The sequence below is a fragment of the Klebsiella grimontii genome (assembly GCF_042137965.1).
Classification (GTDB): Bacteria; Pseudomonadota; Gammaproteobacteria; order Enterobacterales; family Enterobacteriaceae; genus Klebsiella; species Klebsiella grimontii.
Genome location: NZ_CP169721.1, coordinates 2,136,750 through 2,151,360, shown reverse-complemented (window position 1 = coordinate 2,151,360; position 14,611 = coordinate 2,136,750). Strand labels below are relative to the sequence as shown.

Below are 14,611 nucleotides of genomic sequence, written 5' to 3'. Positions count from 1 at the left end.
ACTCGGAATTAGACCTGCGGTCACTTGCCTCTATATATGAGTGACTATAACATGCCTTTTAGTCTTCGGAATATCACCGCACTTCAGCGAGTGATAAACAGCAAATTGAGTAAGGCCAGGATGTCAAATACGCCAATCGAACTTAAGGGCAGTAGCTTCACCTTATCTGTGGTTCATTTGCACGATGCAAATCCCGAGGTTATTCGTCAGGCGTTAGAAGACAAAATCGCCCAGGCTCCCGCCTTTTTACGTCATGCCCCCGTGGTGGTGAATATCAGCAGCATTGAAGATGACGTCGACTGGCGCCCTCTCCATGAAGCTATTGCGGCCACCGGACTGCGTATTATGGGCGTAAGCGGATGTAAACTTCCTCGGCTGAAAACCGAAATTGACCGCGCCGGGATCCCGTTATTAACCGAAGGGAAAGAAAAAACCACCCGTCAGGCCCCGCCAGAACCCGTCGCGCCGCCGCCAGTTGTTAATCAGATCACAAAAACGCGTTTGATTGATCAGCCGGTACGTTCCGGTCAGCGTATTTATGCGCCACACTGTGATCTAATTGTTACAAACCATGTGAGTGCCGGGGCTGAACTTATTGCCGATGGTAACATCCATGTATATGGCATGATGCGGGGACGTGCGCTTGCCGGCGCTGGCGGCGACAGAGACGCCCAAATATTTTGTACCAACCTCTCGGCGGAACTGGTTTCCATCGCCGGGGAATACTGGCTGAGTGATAACATTCCGGCCGAATTTTATGGCAAAGCGGCGCGTCTACGTTTAGACGACAGCGCTTTGACGATTCAATCGTTGAATTAATCCCTTTTTAACAAGGAATTTCTATGGCACGCATTATTGTTGTGACTTCGGGTAAAGGAGGCGTTGGCAAGACCACCTCCAGCGCGGCCATCGCTACTGGTTTGGCCCAGAAGGGAAAGAAAACGGTCGTTATCGACTTCGATATCGGCCTGCGTAACCTTGACTTGATCATGGGCTGTGAACGCCGGGTCGTTTATGACTTCGTCAACGTCATCCAGGGCGATGCCACGCTGAACCAGGCGCTTATCAAAGACAAGCGCACGGAGAACCTCTATATCCTCCCGGCCTCCCAGACGCGTGACAAAGACGCCCTGACCCGCGAAGGCGTAGACAAAGTTCTCGAAGAACTGAAAAAGATGGATTTTGATTTTATCGTCTGTGACTCCCCTGCAGGCATCGAAACCGGTGCGCTGATGGCGTTATACTTCGCTGATGAAGCCATCATCACCACTAACCCGGAAGTCTCCTCCGTTCGCGACTCCGACCGTATCCTCGGCATCCTGGCCTCTAAATCCCGCCGTGCGGAAAAAGGTGAAGATCCGATTAAAGAGCATCTGCTGCTGACCCGCTATAACCCAGGACGCGTCAACAAAGGCGACATGCTGAGCATGGAAGACGTGCTGGAAATTCTGCGCATCAATCTGGTGGGCGTGATTCCGGAAGATCAGTCCGTGCTGCGCGCGTCTAACCAGGGCGAACCGGTTATTCTGGATGATACCTCGGACGCGGGCAAAGCCTATGCCGATACCGTTGAACGTCTGCTCGGAGAAGAACGTCCTTTCCGCTTCGTAGAAGAAGAGAAGAAAGGTTTCCTCAAACGCCTGTTCGGAGGATAAATTATGGCATTACTCGACTTTTTTCTCTCGCGGAAAAAGAACACGGCCAACATTGCGAAAGAGCGCCTGCAAATCATCGTCGCGGAGCGCCGTCGCGGCGACGCGGAGCCGCACTATCTTCCGCAGCTGCGTAAAGACATTCTTGAAGTGATTTGCAAATATGTGCAAATCGACCCGGAAATGGTCAGCGTGCAGCTTGAGCAGAGAGACGGTGATATTTCGATTCTGGAGCTGAACGTGACCCTGCCGGAAACTGAAGAGTCGAAATCCTGAGCCTGAAGGTATAAAAAAAACCGGCGTCGCGATGCGAAGCCGGTTTTTGTTACTTTGCAGACCAAACGTTAGCGCGGGTATTCGCTTAATAGCGCATTCAGGCGATCGGCCATCAATGCGCCTCGCCAGCCGGATACCAGCTCAGGTTGCCCGTTGCCGCTTTTTAATCCCCAGTGCCAGTTCAGCAGCTGGTTAATCTGCCTTCTTGAGGCCAGCAGCTCGGCGCTGACGCCTTTCTCGGCGCTCACGGTCTGCACAAGCGCTTTAATATCTTTAAACAGCTTGCGGTAGCCCGGCATATCGATCAGATTCTGCAGCGGCTCAGGCAGCGCCTCTTCCGGCAGCGCCTGCGCTTTCTCGACGAGGCCGATCAGCGTCTTGCCGTGGAAACGAATTTCGCTGCCCGACAGTCCCAGGCTATCAAGTTCACCCAGGCTGGTGGGCATATAGCGCGCCACGTTCCACAAATGTTCTTCGCGAATGACAAAGTTGACGGCCAGGTCGCGCTCGCGCGCTTTACGCAAACGCCAGTCCGCCAGCAGCTGCAGGCAGCCCAGCTGGCGAGTGCGCAGCTGCCAGGCGTTACCGATATCGCGCCACGCCTCGGCAGGATCCTGCACCTCCTGGCGGCGCTGCTGCATCAGCTGACACTCATCCAGCGCAGCGGAGAGCCAGCCTGCGCTGTCGGTTTCAGCCATCAGCTTTCCGGCAATCGGCAGCAGGTACCAGACATCGGCGGCGGCATAAATGCACTGGCGTTCGGTTAGCGGACGCGCCAGCCAGTCGGTACGGGATTCACTTTTATCCAGCGCCACGCCGGTAAACTCTTCCACCATCGACGCAAAGCCCCAGGACATCGGGCGACCGCAAAAGGCGGCCAGAATTTGCGTATCGATCAGCGGCTGCGGCATCAGATGAAAGGCATTAAGGAATACTTCCAGATCCTCGCTACCGGCGTGCAGAAATTTGGTCACGTCTTTATTCAGCAGCAGTTCGCGCATCGGTTGCCAGTCGGTGATGACCAGCGGGTCGATCAGCGAAACCTGGGTGCCGTCGAACAGCTGGAGCAAACCGAGCTGCGGGTAGTAGGTGCGAGTACGGACAAACTCCGTATCCAGCGCAATGGCGGAAACCGCGCTTGCCGCGTCACAGACGGCGCGCAGGCCATCGTTGGTGGTGATCATCTGATAGTTCAAATCATACTCTCTTAACTTGCGCCCATAAAAAACGCCGGCTTAGCCGGCGTCTGGCGATTCACTCTTAGCTCAGGCTTTATTGTCTACTTTAGCGCGGGCTTCGTCACGCAGTTCTCGACGTAAAATTTTCCCAACGTTGGATTTCGGCAGCTCATCGCGAAACTCAACGTGCTTCGGAACCTTGTAGCCGGTTAGCTGGCGACGGCAAAAGGTAATCAGCATCTCTTCCGTCAGCGTCGGGTCTTTCTTGACCACGAAAATTTTCACCGCTTCACCGCTGCTGCCGGACGGCACGCCGACCGCGGCCACTTCCTGAACCCCGGCGTGCTGCATCACCACATCTTCGATTTCATTCGGATAGACGTTGAAGCCCGAGACAAGAATCATATCTTTTTTGCGGTCGACGATGCGCAGGAAACCCTCTTCATCCATCACCGCGATGTCGCCAGTATGCAGCCAACCGTCCTTAATAATTTCCGCGGTGGCATCAGGACGCTGCCAGTATCCCAGCATCACCTGCGGCCCTTTCACGCACAGCTCCCCCGGCTCCCCCGGCGGTACTTCATTATCGTCGTCATCCACCAGCTTCGCTTCGGTGGAGGGCACCGGCAGGCCGATGCTGCCGCTATGATAATCAATATCGTGCGGGTTGACGCTCACCAGCGGCGCGCACTCGGTCAGGCCATAGCCTTCCAGCAGATACTGCCCGGTCAGCTTAACCCAGCGTTCGGCCACCACCTGCTGCACCGGCATGCCGCCGCCGGCGGAGAGATGCAGGGAGGAGAAGTCGAGCTGCTGAAACTCTTTGTTATTGAGCAGCGCGTTAAACAGGGTGTTGACCCCGGTCATCGCGGTGAAGGGATATTTCGCCAGCTCTTTGACCAGGCCTGGAATATCGCGCGGGTTGGTGATCAGCAGATTCTGCCCGCCCAGCTCGATAAACAGCAGGCAGTTCATGGTCAGCGCAAAAATGTGGTACAGCGGGAGCGCGGTAACGACCAACTCTTTGCCGCGATGCAGCAGCGGCCCGTAGGTGCCGTTGACCTGCTCAAGGTTCGCCAGCATATTGCGATGCGTCAGCATCGCTCCCTTCGCCACGCCGGTTGTTCCGCCGGTGTACTGGAGAAAAGCGAGATCCTGAGGGACGATTTCCGGCTTGATGTACTGCATACGGTAGCCGTGCTGCAGCGCGCTGCGAAACGAGATGGCGTCCGGCAAATGGTATTTTGGCACCAGCCGTTTGATGTACTTCACCACAAAGTTAACCACGGTGCCTTTCGCCGGGGAAAGCTGATCGCCCATACGGGTTAAAATCACGTGCTTAACCTGGGTTTTATCAACCACCTTTTCCAGGGTATGCGCGAAGTTGGAGACAATCACGATGGCGGCGGCGCCGCTGTCGTTGAGCTGGTGCTCCAGCTCGCGCGGGGTGTAGAGCGGATTGACGTTCACCACGATCATCCCCGCGCGCAGGATACCAAACAGCGCTACCGGATATTGCAGCAGATTCGGCATCATCAGGGCGACGCGGTCGCCTTTTTGCAGACCCAAACCTTCCTGAAGGTAAGCGGCAAACGCCCGGCTGCGCTCCTCCAGCTTACGGTAGGTCATCACCTCGCCCATATTGATAAATGCCGGTTGGTCGGCATAGCGGCGGACGGCATGTTCAAACAGTTCAACCAGGGATTGATAGCGGTCAGGGTTTATCTCCGCAGGAACGTCCGCGGGATAACGGTTTAGCCAAACCTTTTTCACTGCATCACCTCTGAAATAGTTATTCGTCGTCATCACAGCCCCTGATCAACAAACATTCTGTTAACATTATATTAACTCAGCGTACCAGTTTATTAATTAGGCGTTGTACAGGTTGCGAAGCGCGTCACTATTTATTTTTCTTATTTGACTGAAAACGAAGAAACAGCGGACCAGCCGCTGTTTCTTTTTGCTTACAATAGCTACAAAATCATTCAGTTACGACGTTTCTAACTTCGGCAGGGCCCGGGTTATACCAGCCCCAGCCGCCGTAACCGTAGCCCCACGGGCGCGGGCCGAACATCCACGGGTCCATCATTGGCTGCGGGGGCATCACCACCTGCTGCACAACGTTCCAGCGCTTGTAGCCGATGGCATTCATCAACATGAATTTATACGGCGTATTCCCCACTTTGCCGTCGACGACGCCGACGATCGGGCCAACCACGGTGACCAGCTGCCCGCGAAAATCCACCGGGTCGATAAAGCCGTTTACGTCGGCAAAAATACGCCCGCGCGACGGTTCGCCCAGCGCCGGACGCGCGGCGCCGTCGAGCGGAACGGTGGCAATTTCCAGGCGGGTTTTACCCTGCTGGTTCTGTACGCTAACCACCTTGCCGCCAAAACGCGCTTCCTGACCGACATACAGCTGCGGCGCGTTCATTACCCGGACTAGATCCTGCTGCGGCGTCGGGGTGGTGCCCTTTATGGCATCCGGCACCGAAGCGCACCCGCTCAGCGCAGCAACGACTGCCGCCGCGACTAACCAACGCACTACCCTTTTTTGACCCGCCATGACGCGACTCCTTCCTTCTTCTCAGACATATAGTTACTGAGATTCACTCGCGGCCAGGAAGTTTCTTCCACGCCACTTCATTACGTAAATAAACCGGTTCAGCGTGTTCGACGGCCACGGTTTTTCCCGCCGTCAGCAGATAGCAGGCCAGCGGCAGCATATCCTGCGCTTCTGGCAGCTGAATGTCGCCATCGACGAGCGTTAAACCACAGCCGTTAGCCAGATCGGGCCACGCCTGCCAGCCGGTGCCAACGGTGGCCCACTCGCCTTCCAGCCGCTGAAGCCGCTCGCGAACCGCTTCCGGCTTCAGCACCGCCTCGCTCTCTTCGCCGTGCCAGACGCCCTGCTCATCGCGCTGATATTCCGCCCAGTAGACCTCGCCCATTCTGGCGTCGATGGCCGCCAGCACGCGGGTTGCGCCGGTTTTGCGCCACGCGCCCTGCGCCATGGTTGCCAACGTGGACACACCGATCATCGGCAGCTCGGCCCCCAGCGCCAGCCCCTGGGCGATACCGATACCGATACGCACGCCGGTGAAGCTCCCCGGCCCGCGGCCAAAGGCCAGCGCGTCAAGGTCGGTTAATTGCGTGCCACTCTCATTGAGGACCTCCTGCACCAGGGGCAGGATACGTTGGGTATGTTCACGGGGGCAGATTTCAAAATGAGCACTGAGGGTGCCATCATTCCACAGCGCCGCGGAGCAGGCCTCCGTGGCGGTATCGATAGCTAAAATTCGCATGGGTTGTCGCGCTCTCGCTCTAGCAGATTGACAAAATGGCGCGCAGCTTACCACATTTTGCGCCGGATTACCTCGCCGGCGGCACCGCAAGAAAGCGTACCGCCCGGCGGATGTCGCGCGTGCGCGGCGCGGGCGGCAGGCTGGCGAGGAAGGTCGCGCCGTAGGGACGCATCACCAAACGGTTGTCGCAGATAACCAGTACCCCACGATCGGTAACATCGCGGATCAGACGCCCCACGCCCTGTTTAAGAGTAATCACCGCGTCCGGCAGCTGCACCTCATCAAAGGGATCGCCGCCGCGCAGACGGCAATCTTCCATCCGCGCTTTGAGTAGCGGATCGTCCGGCGAGGTGAACGGCAGTTTGTCGATAATCACCAGCGAGAGGGCATCGCCGCGCACGTCCACGCCTTCCCAGAAGCTGCTGGTCGCCACCAGCAGCGCATTCCCGGCGCTGACGAACTGCTGTAAAAGCTGGCCTTTACTGGTTTCCCCCTGCAGCAACACCGGCAGGGTCATGGTGGCGCGGAACTGCTCCGCCAGATCGCGCATCATGGCGTGGGAAGTGCACAGCATAAAGCAGCGCCCGTCGTTAGCCTCAATCAGCGGTTTGAGCATCGCCGCCAGATGCCGCGCCGCACCGGGCTGGTTGGGTAACGGCAAATTACGCGGCACGCACAGCAGCGCCTGATGGGCGTAATCAAAGGGGCTGGGCAGCAGCAGCGTTTGCGCTTCACCGATGCCCAGGCGATCGGTGAAATGATGTAAATCGTCATTGACCGAGAGCGTGGCCGAGGTAAAGATCCAGCTCCCCGATTTTTGCGCCATCACCTCTTTAAATTTATCCGCCACCGTCAGCGGGGTCAGCGCCAGGGTGAAGGTGCGGGAAGTACACTCATACCAGTAGCTAAATCCCGGCTGGCTGGTCTCTTTCAGCCGCTTCAGGCGGCCACGATAAAGGGTTGCCCGCTCAAAGGCGGCATCAAGCAGCGCCGAGCGGCCCAGCGACAGCTTTGCCACGTCGTAACAGAGTTCGAGCGCATCATCAAGCAGCAGCAGCGCGCGCTGAATGTTGTGGTCAGCCAGCAGCTCTCGCAGGTTGCCGCGATAGCCCGGTTCCCCCAGCTGCAGGCGAAAATCCTGCGCGCTCTGGGCCAGCCGGTCGGCGCACTTCTGCAGCTGCTGAGTGTCTTTGAGCTCGGTACGATAAGCAATAGTAATGTCTTTTGCCAGGTCCAGCAGCTGGCGGCTGGAGAGCGATTGTCCAAAGTACTGGCTGGCGATGTCCGGTAGCTGATGCGCTTCGTCGAAGATCATCACTTCCGCTTCGGGGATCAGCTCGGCAAAGCCGCTCTCTTTGACCACCATATCGGCGAGGAACAGATGATGGTTGACGACGACCACGTCGGCATCCATCGCCTTTTTCCGCGCCTTCACCACAAAACAGTCTTTATATAACGGGCAGTCGCTGCCGAGGCAGTTGTCGTTGGTGCTGGTGACCAGCGGCCAGGCCTGGGAATCTTCGGCGACGCTAACGCAGGTGCTGATATCGCCATCGACGGTTTGATTAGACCATGAACGCAGCAGAATAACGTCGCTGAGGGTTTGTACCGGCAGGTCTCCCCCGGCAAGGGCCTGCTGCTCCAGACGCTCAAGGCACAGGTAGTTCGACCGCCCTTTCAGCAGGGCCAGCTTACCGGTGTACTTCAGCGCTTTGGCGACGGTAGGCAAATCGCGACTGTAGAGCTGATCCTGTAGCGCTTTCGAGCCGGTGGAGATAATGACTTTTTTGTTGGCGCGCAGCGCAGGCGCCAGATAAGCGTAGGTTTTCCCGGTCCCGGTACCCGCTTCAACCACCAGCGGACGGGTTTCTTCAATCGCGCTGGCGACGGCGAAAGCCATCTGGCGCTGCGGCTCGCGTGGTTTAAATCCCGCAATCGCGCTGGCCAGCTGGCCGTCTGCTGCAAAATCGTCGATCACATTACCCCCTGGTTATTTGGACAGTGATTATGTCAGGGTGGAGGGGTTTTCGCCAGTGCGGGTAGTGACGCAGGTGCAACATTGTGGCAGTCTTGCCGCAGCTTAATGAACCGGAACAAAGAGGAAATAAACATGACCATTACGCGTATTGATGCCGAAGCCCGCTGGTCTGATGTGGTGATTCACAACCAGACGCTGTACTACACCGGCGTGCCGTCCAACCTGGATGCCGACGCCTGCGCGCAAACCGCCGATACCCTGGCGCAGATTGACGCGGTGCTGGAGAAACAGGGCAGCAGCAAGTCGCGTATTCTTGATGCGACGATTTTCCTTGCCGACGGCGCAGATTTTGCAGCGATGAACCAGGCCTGGGATGCATGGGTCGTCGCCGGTCATGCCCCGGTACGCTGTACGGTACAGGCGAAGCTGATGAATCCGAAATACAAAGTCGAGATTAAAATCATCGCCGCAGTGTAAGACAGCCGTGGCCCCGTAGCCCGGGCAAGCGTAGCGCCGCCCGGGAAGACAAAGCCTCAATCCCTGCGCATTCCCCGGATAGTGGCGTAAACGCCTTATCTGGACTACATATCAGCCAGGCCGGCCAGGCGCAGCGCCGTCGGGAGGCAAGAAGCATTGTTGTATCAGCCCGGGCACCACATGAGCTGTTCCTTCAGCTGCAGCGTCTCCTGCGGCACGCATTTCAGCGCTTCACGATAGCTGCCGGCTTGTTTTGCATACCCCCGCACAGACTGCAGCAGCACGCGCAGCGCGCTATCCCACACAATCCCCTGCAGGTCGCTATAGGGCCAGAGATCCGGTTCCCGAATAAACGGCACCAGGTAATCAATCCCCTGCTTCACGCCTCGCCCATCGCGGATGGCGTTCCAGCGGTCAAACTCGACGTGCTCGGCATAGCGGTTGAGCAGCAGATGCGCTTCCAGGTTAAACAGCGAGTAGTGGAAAGGGATGGTACGTTCGAGCTCCATGGTCTGCTTGCCATCCTGGTCAATCTGCGCCGCCATCCGCTGGGTGATCCCCTGCTCGATGATCCGCGCCGCCAGCCCTTTATCGCCATAGAACAGCGCGTTAACCGTCCGCTGGGCGTCGTACCAGGTGCCGTGGTTGTTGTGCCAGACGTACTCTGAGTGGCCAATTTCGCTGTAGTACATCCAGTGGTTAAAATCGCGGAACCACTGGTGCAGGCCGATAATATCGTCGGTATCCAGCACGTTCGCCGCACTCACCAAGCCGATGGTATCCACCACCATCCACATTAAGCGGGTGTCAATCAGCCCTGTGCCGCGGCCGGAAACAATCCCCGGGATCGCCTGGCCATAGTTCAGATGCGGATTCATTCGCGTGTCGGCATCGAGGAACCAGCAGCGGATCTGCACGGCCGCCGCCTGCGCATACTGGCGCTGGCCGGTGAAGTACCACGCCAGTCCCAGTGTCAGACAGCGTTCGCACATGCGGATAATGCGCGAGGTGTCGGTATCGTTATTTTCACACTGCGGGTTGATATGCCCATCGCGGCGAATGTAGGGCAGCCCGTTGGGACGCCGCGGGTTTGGCCACCAGTAGGTCCCCAGACTGTAGTAATCGTGCGCATCGCCGCTCGCCGGGCGCAGTTTTTTGTGCACCACGCTTTCCGGCGCTTCGCGGCGCAGAATGTCGGCCTCCGACACCAGCTTGCTCAGCGCCAGCTGCAGCGGCGAGAACGGCTGTTTTAAGCCCGCCCGGGCGTTTTCCAGGCAGGTTTCATCAAGGGTGTACAGCTTCATCGCCACCTTAAACTTCCTCCCGGCACGCTATGCGTTGACCGCTTTGCGCATCAAAGAGGTGCACGCCCGAGAGTTTCGGCTGTAGCCATATCTTATCCCCCTCTTTTACTGCCAGACGCTGTTTGAACACCGATGTAAACGCCCCGCCGCCGGTATCGCAGAAGAGCTGCATATCCGAGCCGGTGTTCTCCACCGCCGTCACCTTCGCCGCCAGCGCATCGTCGCGCGCTTCATGGACCACGTTGACCTGCTCGGGGCGAATGGCGTACACCACCTGCTGGCCGTCGGTCACCCGTAACCCCGCGGGCAACGCCAGCAGCGAGCCATCTTTCAGACGCAGGCTGGTCGCGTTGCCGTTCAGCACAACCTCGCCGGGAAGCTGGTTAATTTCCGGCGAACCGATAAATCCGGCCACGAACAGATTCGCCGGCCGGTCGTACAGCTCCAGCGGGGTACCCGCCTGTTCAATTCGCCCATCGCGCAGGACGACGATCATCTGTCCCATGGTCATGGCCTCAATCTGATCGTGGGTGACGTATACCGAGGTGGTTTTCAGCCGACGATGCAGTTCGCGGATCTCGCCGCGCACCTGGGTTCGCAGCTTGGCGTCAAGGTTGGAGAGCGGTTCATCGAATAAGAATACTTGCGGCTTACGCACGATCGCCCGCCCCATCGCCACGCGCTGGCGCTGGCCGCCGGAGAGATCTTTGGGCAGGCGTTCCAGCAGCGGCTCCAACCCCAGTAGCGCCGCCGCTTCATTGACCTTCTGATTGATCTCCGCTTTCGGCAGTTTAGCCATCTTTAGGGCAAAGCCCATATTTTCACGCACCGTCATCTGCGGGTAGAGCGCGTAGCTCTGGAACACCATCGCGATATCGCGCAGCTTCGGTTCTACCTCGGTGACGTTGCGTTCGTTGATATGCACCTCGCCACCGGAAATCTCTTCCAGCCCGGCAATCATGCGCAGCAGCGTGGACTTGCCGCAGCCGCTGGGGCCCACAAGGACGCAGAATTCACCGTCCGGGATAGTCAACGACACGTCTTTAATCACGTGCGCGTCACCATACGATTTACGCACGCTATTCAGTACAACAGATCCCATTGATAACTCCTTATCCTTTGACCGCGCCGGACATAATCCCGCGATTAAAATGTTTTTGCAGACCCAGGTAGACGATGATGCTGGGCAGCATCGCCAGCAGCGTTATGGCGATAAAAATGTTCGGCGTGATGCTCTCATCGGTACGCAGCGTGCCGAGGATCACCGGAATGGTATTCAGGCTGTCCTGGTTGACCACGATCAGCGGCAGCAGGTACTGGTCCCAAATCATAATAAAGCCGAAGGTCACCACCGTGCCGAGCGCCGGTTTCACCAGCGGCAGGATGACGTGGAAGAAAATCTGCCACTCGTTAGCGCCATCAATCCGCGCCGCCTCCTCCAGCTCTTTCGGAATCGCCGACATAAATTCAGTCAGGACAAAGATAGAGAACGCCCAGCCGACAACCGGTAAAATCATCCCGAGGTAGCTGTTGTAGAGCGAGGCATCGATAAACGGCAGTCGCCAGTTAATAATCATGTACAGCGGAATGGCGATGACCTCTTCCGGCAGCATCATGGTGGACAAAATCACCAGGCTCACCAGCGCCACGCCGCGAAACTTCTTCCGCGCCAGCGCATAGGCCGCCAGCGCGCTGACCGACACCTGCAGAACGGTGCCGAAGAACACCACCAGAATGGAGTTCAGCAGATACTGCCAGACGCCAATATCCATCCACGCAAAGATGAAGTTTTCAAATGAGAACTGATTCGGCCAGGCCAGCAGTTCGCCCGGTTTCACCGGCGCACCGCTGAATGCCGTGGCGACGATGCCCCAGAACGGACCGACAAAGACAATCAGCAGCAGCGCGTAGATGCACCAGCGTCCTGCTGTATCCCAACGTTTACTTAACATCGCGGCTCCTTAGTAACGGGCGATACGTTTTTTCAGCGTCAGATGACAAATGGTTAACAAAACCGTGAAGGTGAACAGCAGAAACGACACCGCCGAAGCGTAGCCATAGTCAAACTGCTCAAAACCCAATTTATAGATGTGGGTCATGACCATTTCCGTGGCGTTAGACGGCCCCCCGCCGGTGGTGGCATACACCTCGGCAAACACGCGAAAACCACGAATGAAGGAGAGCATCAGCACCACCGAGAGCGCCGGGATCATGCCAGGCAGCGTGACGTAGCGCAGGCGGTTCCACCAGCTGGCGCCGTCAACGTTCGCCGCATCGTATAAATCGCGGCTGATTCCCGCCAGGCCGGCAATAAAAATCACCATGTTGTAAGGCACCGCCTTCCAGATATGCAGCAGCATGATGACCCCCAGCGCCTGATCGGAGCTGGCAAGAAAGCCCTGGTCGGCGACGCCAAACCAGCTCAGGATGTGGTTAACCACGCCGTTGGGCGTTGGGTTGAATAAAATTCGCCACATTTCGGCGACGATCGCCGCGCTGGTGACCGCGGGTAAAAAGATGGCGGTGCGAATAAAACGCAGATGGCGCGCCGGACCTTCCAGCAGCATGGCGAGAAAGAAGGCCAGGATAGCCGCGGCGAACATCGTTACCACCACGTACAGCAGCGTGTTCACCACCGCCGCGTGCAGCTCGGCGTCGGCAAAAGCGCGGGTGAAGTTATCCAGCCCTACCCACTCGTTGGGCTGATTAAAGTTGACCTTGTAAAAGCTCATCACCAGACCCTGAATCATGGGGATAAACTTAAACCAGCTGAAAATAATTAGCGCAGGCGCTAAAAACAGCCACGGGATCAGCGCCCGCTTACGCTTTGCGCTCAGCCATCCGGCCGAGTCAGGCGAAGCGGCCTGCTTTATCGGCGAGGACTTCGTCTCATGCAGCGTCATAACCTATGTCCTCAGTTAGCCAGCACATTTTGTTTTTTCAGCTCAGCGTTCACCTTGCTGTCGAGCGTCTTCAGCTCGCCGGGAATATCGCTGCTGCAGTCGGCAAAAATGCGGTTAAAGCCTTCGGCTGCCACCTGACGCACCGGCGTCCAGTTGGGAATTTGCGGCACGTAGCGCCCCTGTTCATTGTAAAGTCGGGCGAAAGTCTCCCAGCGCGCGTCCTGATAAACGGCTTTGACGTCGACGTTCTTATTCACCGGCAGGCGCACCACCGGTATATGCTGGCTGCCTTTACCCATGCCGATTTCCTGACCTTCCGGGGAAATCATAAATTCGATAAATTGACGCGCCGCCTCTTTCTGCACACTGCTCTTCATCATAAAGACCGTGGTGCCCTCGGCGAGGGTGGCCTCACCTTTAGGCCCCACCACCGGAATCACTTCAAAGTTGTCTTTACCCGGGTCTTTATCGAACAGCGCGATATGGTACGGGCCGCTGAAGAACATGCCGCTTTGCCCGGAACGGAAGGAGGGAATAACGTCGGCGGTGGTGGCGTTAATCGCCCCCGGCTGCGTGACTTTGTCGCACATCATGGCGCGCATAAAGGTCATCGCCTGAGCCACTTCCGGCGTATTGAGCGAAGCGCTGAATTTTCCGCTCTCTTCTTTAACGAAATCGCCGCCCGCCTGCCAGATAAAGCTACTCATAAACCAGCTGGCGTAGCCGCGCGTCGTGGAGGCGGGAACGATAAATCCGTAGGTATCATTTTTGCCGTTGCCATCGGGATCCTGGGTGGTGAAGGCTTTTGCCAGGGCCTGAATATCATCCCAGCTCTTCGGCTGCGGCAGCCCCAGTTTTTCCCGCCAGTCTTTGCGCACAAACAGGGCGAAAGTTTGCGCGGAGGTCGGTACGCCATAGTATTTACCGTCGATATAGCGGGTGCTCTTCCATGCCGTCTGGAATAGCTGGTCGCCGCCCGCGATCGCCTGCGGGTCAATTTCTTCGGCAATACCCAACTGGATAAACTGCCCCAGCGACGCCGCATCGTTAAAAATCAGATCGGGTAAGGCGTTGCCCGCCGTGGCGCGCGCCAGCCGCTGTTCAAAGTCGGTGGTGGCGTTGAAATACTCAATTTTGATACCGGTTTTTTCTTCAAACTTTTCCGCCTCTTGTTTGTAGATATTCTTCGAGTCATTGCTGGCGCGGATCCAGACGTTGAGGGTAGTCGCGGCGTAGCTTTGGCTAACGCCGAGCCCGAGCGCGGTAAGAAGTAACAATGAACGTAATTTATTGGCAGACATGATGGCATATCCTTTATTGTAGGGCACCAAGGTAATTAAATTCTCAATTAATACATAAAAAGAAATGTGAATATCGCTCAGGCGTTAATACAGCTGACGCAAGAAATATTTCCATTCATTAGATAGAAATGTATTTCCCAATACAACCATGCAAAAAAGAAATTGCGTTTCAAAAACCAGAAAATTGAGATAGATCACACCAAAAAGTGACAAGAAAAGTGACGAAAAATAAATAAC

The 14,611-nt window shown here is 56.9% G+C and carries 14 protein-coding genes; 4 read left to right on the top strand and 10 right to left on the bottom strand.

Going from position 1 to position 14,611, the window contains the following annotated elements:
* Nucleotides 1-120: 120 nt before the first annotated feature.
* Genes minC through minE form a run of 3 tightly spaced genes read left to right on the top strand, consistent with a single transcriptional unit; the run spans nt 121 to nt 1,928 of the window.
* Nucleotides 121-819: a septum site-determining protein MinC gene (gene minC / locus ACE3MN_RS10245; RefSeq protein ID WP_049086311.1), complete on the top strand. Its 699-nt coding sequence runs from the start codon at nt 121-123 to the stop codon at nt 817-819.
* A gap of 23 nt (nt 820-842) precedes the next feature.
* Nucleotides 843-1,655 (top strand): septum site-determining protein MinD, encoded by an 813-nt coding sequence (gene minD / locus ACE3MN_RS10240; RefSeq protein ID WP_004121970.1) that lies wholly within the window; start codon nt 843-845, stop codon nt 1,653-1,655.
* Nucleotides 1,656-1,658: 3 nt separating this feature from the next.
* Nucleotides 1,659-1,928, top strand: a complete 270-nt coding sequence (minE, locus tag ACE3MN_RS10235; RefSeq protein WP_002910902.1) for a cell division topological specificity factor MinE — start codon at nt 1,659-1,661, stop codon at nt 1,926-1,928.
* Nucleotides 1,929-1,996: 68 nt separating this feature from the next.
* Here minE and rnd read toward each other — a convergent pair whose 3' ends face one another.
* From rnd to ACE3MN_RS10210, 5 genes are all read right to left on the bottom strand, one after another.
* Nucleotides 1,997-3,112, bottom strand: a complete 1,116-nt coding sequence (gene rnd, locus ACE3MN_RS10230; RefSeq protein WP_162685360.1) for a ribonuclease D — start codon at nt 3,110-3,112, stop codon at nt 1,997-1,999.
* An 81-nt stretch (nt 3,113-3,193) separates the two neighbouring features.
* A complete protein-coding gene (fadD, locus tag ACE3MN_RS10225; protein WP_004138515.1) occupies nt 3,194-4,879 on the bottom strand; it encodes a long-chain-fatty-acid--CoA ligase FadD in 1,686 nt (561 codons plus the stop codon).
* Nucleotides 4,880-5,087: 208 nt separating this feature from the next.
* Complete coding sequence (locus ACE3MN_RS10220) at nt 5,088-5,672, bottom strand: Slp family lipoprotein (RefSeq protein ID WP_024357825.1); 585 nt, start codon at nt 5,670-5,672, stop codon at nt 5,088-5,090.
* Nucleotides 5,673-5,715: 43 nt separating this feature from the next.
* Nucleotides 5,716-6,411, bottom strand: coding sequence for a tRNA (adenosine(37)-N6)-threonylcarbamoyltransferase complex dimerization subunit type 1 TsaB (tsaB, locus tag ACE3MN_RS10215; RefSeq protein ID WP_024357824.1), 696 nt, complete (start codon nt 6,409-6,411; stop codon nt 5,716-5,718).
* Nucleotides 6,412-6,478: 67 nt separating this feature from the next.
* Nucleotides 6,479-8,389 (bottom strand): ATP-dependent DNA helicase, encoded by a 1,911-nt coding sequence (locus ACE3MN_RS10210; RefSeq protein ID WP_024357823.1) that lies wholly within the window; start codon nt 8,387-8,389, stop codon nt 6,479-6,481.
* A 132-nt stretch (nt 8,390-8,521) separates the two neighbouring features.
* On the opposite strand from ACE3MN_RS10210, the gene ACE3MN_RS10205 reads away from it, so the two are divergent.
* Nucleotides 8,522-8,866: a RidA family protein gene (locus ACE3MN_RS10205; RefSeq protein ID WP_004113724.1), complete on the top strand. Its 345-nt coding sequence runs from the start codon at nt 8,522-8,524 to the stop codon at nt 8,864-8,866.
* A 164-nt stretch (nt 8,867-9,030) separates the two neighbouring features.
* On the opposite strand, the gene ACE3MN_RS10200 is transcribed toward ACE3MN_RS10205, so the two are convergent.
* The 5 genes from ACE3MN_RS10200 to ACE3MN_RS10180 are packed head-to-tail and all read right to left on the bottom strand — an operon-like array spanning nt 9,031 to nt 14,374.
* Nucleotides 9,031-10,170 (bottom strand): alginate lyase family protein, encoded by a 1,140-nt coding sequence (locus ACE3MN_RS10200; RefSeq protein ID WP_029669640.1) that lies wholly within the window; start codon nt 10,168-10,170, stop codon nt 9,031-9,033.
* A 7-nt stretch (nt 10,171-10,177) separates the two neighbouring features.
* Nucleotides 10,178-11,272: an ABC transporter ATP-binding protein gene (locus tag ACE3MN_RS10195; RefSeq protein WP_004138500.1), complete on the bottom strand. Its 1,095-nt coding sequence runs from the start codon at nt 11,270-11,272 to the stop codon at nt 10,178-10,180.
* A 10-nt stretch (nt 11,273-11,282) separates the two neighbouring features.
* A complete protein-coding gene (locus ACE3MN_RS10190) occupies nt 11,283-12,122 on the bottom strand; it encodes a carbohydrate ABC transporter permease (RefSeq protein ID WP_004121979.1) in 840 nt (279 codons plus the stop codon).
* 9 nt (nt 12,123-12,131) lie between these two features.
* Nucleotides 12,132-13,073, bottom strand: a complete 942-nt coding sequence (locus ACE3MN_RS10185; protein ID WP_004121980.1) for a carbohydrate ABC transporter permease — start codon at nt 13,071-13,073, stop codon at nt 12,132-12,134.
* An 11-nt stretch (nt 13,074-13,084) separates the two neighbouring features.
* A complete protein-coding gene (locus ACE3MN_RS10180) occupies nt 13,085-14,374 on the bottom strand; it encodes a sugar ABC transporter substrate-binding protein (protein ID WP_265826572.1) in 1,290 nt (429 codons plus the stop codon).
* Nucleotides 14,375-14,611 lie beyond the last annotated feature (237 nt).

What these genes read in the sequence shown, in the direction of transcription:
- minC (WP_049086311.1), top strand. Translation starts at nt 121, where the DNA reads ATGTCAAATACGCCAATCGAACTTAAGGGCAGTAGCTTCACCTTATCT.
- minD (WP_004121970.1), top strand. Translation starts at nt 843, where the DNA reads ATGGCACGCATTATTGTTGTGACTTCGGGTAAAGGAGGCGTTGGCAAG.
- minE (WP_002910902.1), top strand. Translation starts at nt 1,659, where the DNA reads ATGGCATTACTCGACTTTTTTCTCTCGCGGAAAAAGAACACGGCCAAC.
- rnd (WP_162685360.1), bottom strand. Translation starts at nt 3,112, where the DNA reads ATGATCACCACCAACGATGGCCTGCGCGCCGTCTGTGACGCGGCAAGC.
- ACE3MN_RS10220 (WP_024357825.1), bottom strand. Translation starts at nt 5,672, where the DNA reads ATGGCGGGTCAAAAAAGGGTAGTGCGTTGGTTAGTCGCGGCGGCAGTC.
- tsaB (WP_024357824.1), bottom strand. Translation starts at nt 6,411, where the DNA reads ATGCGAATTTTAGCTATCGATACCGCCACGGAGGCCTGCTCCGCGGCG.
- ACE3MN_RS10205 (WP_004113724.1), top strand. Translation starts at nt 8,522, where the DNA reads ATGACCATTACGCGTATTGATGCCGAAGCCCGCTGGTCTGATGTGGTG.
- ACE3MN_RS10200 (WP_029669640.1), bottom strand. Translation starts at nt 10,170, where the DNA reads ATGAAGCTGTACACCCTTGATGAAACCTGCCTGGAAAACGCCCGGGCG.
- ACE3MN_RS10195 (WP_004138500.1), bottom strand. Translation starts at nt 11,272, where the DNA reads ATGGGATCTGTTGTACTGAATAGCGTGCGTAAATCGTATGGTGACGCG.
- ACE3MN_RS10190 (WP_004121979.1), bottom strand. Translation starts at nt 12,122, where the DNA reads ATGTTAAGTAAACGTTGGGATACAGCAGGACGCTGGTGCATCTACGCG.
- ACE3MN_RS10185 (WP_004121980.1), bottom strand. Translation starts at nt 13,073, where the DNA reads ATGACGCTGCATGAGACGAAGTCCTCGCCGATAAAGCAGGCCGCTTCG.
- ACE3MN_RS10180 (WP_265826572.1), bottom strand. Translation starts at nt 14,374, where the DNA reads ATGTCTGCCAATAAATTACGTTCATTGTTACTTCTTACCGCGCTCGGG.